The organism is Curtobacterium sp. B18, from assembly GCF_000333375.1.
GTDB lineage: Bacteria > Actinomycetota > Actinomycetes > Actinomycetales > Microbacteriaceae > Curtobacterium.
In genome coordinates, this window is record NZ_BACZ01000484.1 from 1 (window position 1) to 2295 (window position 2295).

Here is a 2295-nt window from a genome sequence, read left to right on the forward strand (position 1 = left end):
AGGGGTCGAGCTTTGCGACCTGACGCTGAAACAGCGGACCTGCAGCCCGGTGCCGTCCTTGACGTAGTCGACGTGCTCGACCGCACCCGCGTCGTGCAACGACGACACGAGGTCCCCTCGGTCGTACGGCACCACGACGGTCAGCTCGACGTCCGGCTCGGGCAGCCGCGACTCGATCGCCTCGAGCAGGTCCTGGATGCCCTCGCCCGTGCGCGCCGAGACGAACACGGCGTCCGGGACGAGGCCGACCAGGACGAGCCGCTGCGACTCGTCGATGAGGTCCGACTTGTTGAACGCGACGATCTCGGGGATGTCCCGGGCGCCCACGTCACCGATGACGTCCCGCACCGTCGCGAGCTGGGCCGCGGGGTCCGGGTGGGAGCCGTCGACGACGTGCACGATGACGTCGGCGTCGCCGACCTCTTCGAGGGTGGAGCGGAAGGCCTCGACGAGCTGGTGCGGCAGGTTGCGCACGAACCCGACCGTGTCGGCGAACGTGTACTCGCGACCCTTCGCCGAGTTGGTGCGGCGGACGGTCGAGTCCAGCGTCGCGAACAGCTGGTTCTGCACGAGGACGCCCGCGCTCGTCAGCCGGTTGAGCAGCGAGGACTTGCCGGCGTTGGTGTAGCCGGCGATCGCGACGCTCGGGACCTCGTTGCGGTTGCGCTCGGCGCGCTTGGCCTCGCGCGCGGGTCGGAACGAGGCGATCTGACGACGGAGCTTCGACATGCGCGTGTGGATGCGACGACGGTCGAGCTCGATCTTCGTCTCACCGGGACCACGCGAGCCCATACCCGCACCGCCGGAGACCTGACCACCGGCCTGGCGGGACATCGACTCACCCCAACCACGCAGACGCGGCAGGAGGTACTCGAGCTGGGCGAGCTCGACCTGCGCCTTGCCCTCGCGGCTCTTGGCGTGCTGGCTGAAGATGTCGAGGATCACGGCCGTCCGGTCGATCACCTTGACCTTCACCACGTCCTCGAGCGCACGACGCTGGGACGGTGCGAGTTCGGTGTCCGCGATGACCGTGTCCGCGCCGGTCGCCTTGACGACCATCGCGAGCTCCTCTGCCTTGCCCTTGCCGAGGTAGGTCGAGGGGTCGGGGTTCGGGCGCCGCTGCAGCAGGCCGTCGAGCACCACGGCACCCGCGGTCTCGGCGAGGGCGGCGAGTTCGCGGAGCGAGTTCTCGGCGTCGGCGGCGTCCCCGTGCGGGTACACACCGATCAGGACGACCTGCTCGAGCCGGAGCTGCCGGTACTCGACCTCGGTGACGTCCTCGAGTTCGGTGGAGAGCCCGGCGACGCGGCGGAGCGCCGCACGGTCTTCGCGGTCGTACTGGTCGCCGTCGCCCGTCCAGGCGTGGTCGTCGACCGATCGGGTCTGGATCGCCTGCGCGGGGGCGAAGATCGAGGAACTCGCGCGGGAGTCGGCGTTGCGCAGGACCCGCTCGACGACACCAGCAGCGCTGTCGTCGGTGGTCTCTGCGTCTCGGTTCGTGGTGTCCGTCATCTTCTCCACAGGGTACCGCTCGGGGCCTCGGGACACACGGGGTTCCCGGTACGGTTCATCCATGGCGAACGACCACTACTTCTCCGCGAACCCGTCGTCGGACACCCGCGAACGCCAGATCCACGTCACCCTCGCCGGTCGGCCGCTCACGCTGACCACCGCTGCGGGGGTCTTCAGCCCGGACGGCCTCGACCGCGGGACCCGCGTGCTGCTCGGCTCCGTGCCGCCCCCGGCGCACGACGGCGCCCTGCTCGACGTCGGGTGCGGCTGGGGCCCGATCGCGATCACGATGGCGCTCGACTCCCCGAGTGCCGAGGTGTGGGGCGTCGACGTCAACGAGCGTGTCCTCGGGCTCGCCCGGGCGAACGCCGCGACCGCGGGGGTCGACAACGTCACCGTCGCCCTGCCGGACGAGGTGCCCGCCGAGCTGCGGTTCCGGACGATCTGGTCGAACCCGCCCATCCGGGTCGGCAAGGACGAGCTGCACCAGATCCTGTTGACGTGGTTGCCCCGGCTCGAGGTCGGGGGTGACGCCTGGCTGGTCGTGTCGAAGGACCTCGGCGGCGACTCACTGCAGCGGTGGTTGCACGACACGCTCGACGGTGGGTTCCACGTGTCGCGGGCGTCGACGGACAAGGGGTTCCGGGTGCTGCGGGTGCACCGCGCGGCCGAGTAGGCCGGGGGCGGGCCACGGCGAACGGGGCGCTCGGGCGCTCCGGGCGCTCCGGGCGCGCCGGACTCTCCGGGCTCTCCGGGCGATCGGTCCGGATGGAACCACGGTCC

Annotated in this window: 2 protein-coding genes; one reads left to right on the top strand and one right to left on the bottom strand. The window is 71.0% G+C overall.

Annotated features, from left to right (window positions below; translation table 11 throughout):
- Positions 1-1512: GTPase HflX (gene hflX, locus I5E_RS12875; protein ID WP_042723855.1), on the bottom strand; the 1512-nt coding region annotated here is incomplete at its 3' end.
- A 61-nt stretch (positions 1513-1573) separates the two neighbouring features.
- On the opposite strand from hflX, the gene I5E_RS12880 reads away from it, so the two are divergent.
- Positions 1574-2188, top strand: coding sequence for a class I SAM-dependent methyltransferase (locus I5E_RS12880; protein WP_022907349.1), 615 nt, complete (start codon positions 1574-1576; stop codon positions 2186-2188).
- Positions 2189-2295: the final 107 nt, after the last annotated feature.

Excerpts from the sequence above, each read along its gene's own strand:
- I5E_RS12880 (WP_022907349.1), top strand. The coding sequence starts at position 1,574 with ATGGCGAACGACCACTACTTCTCCGCGAACCCGTCGTCGGACACCCGC.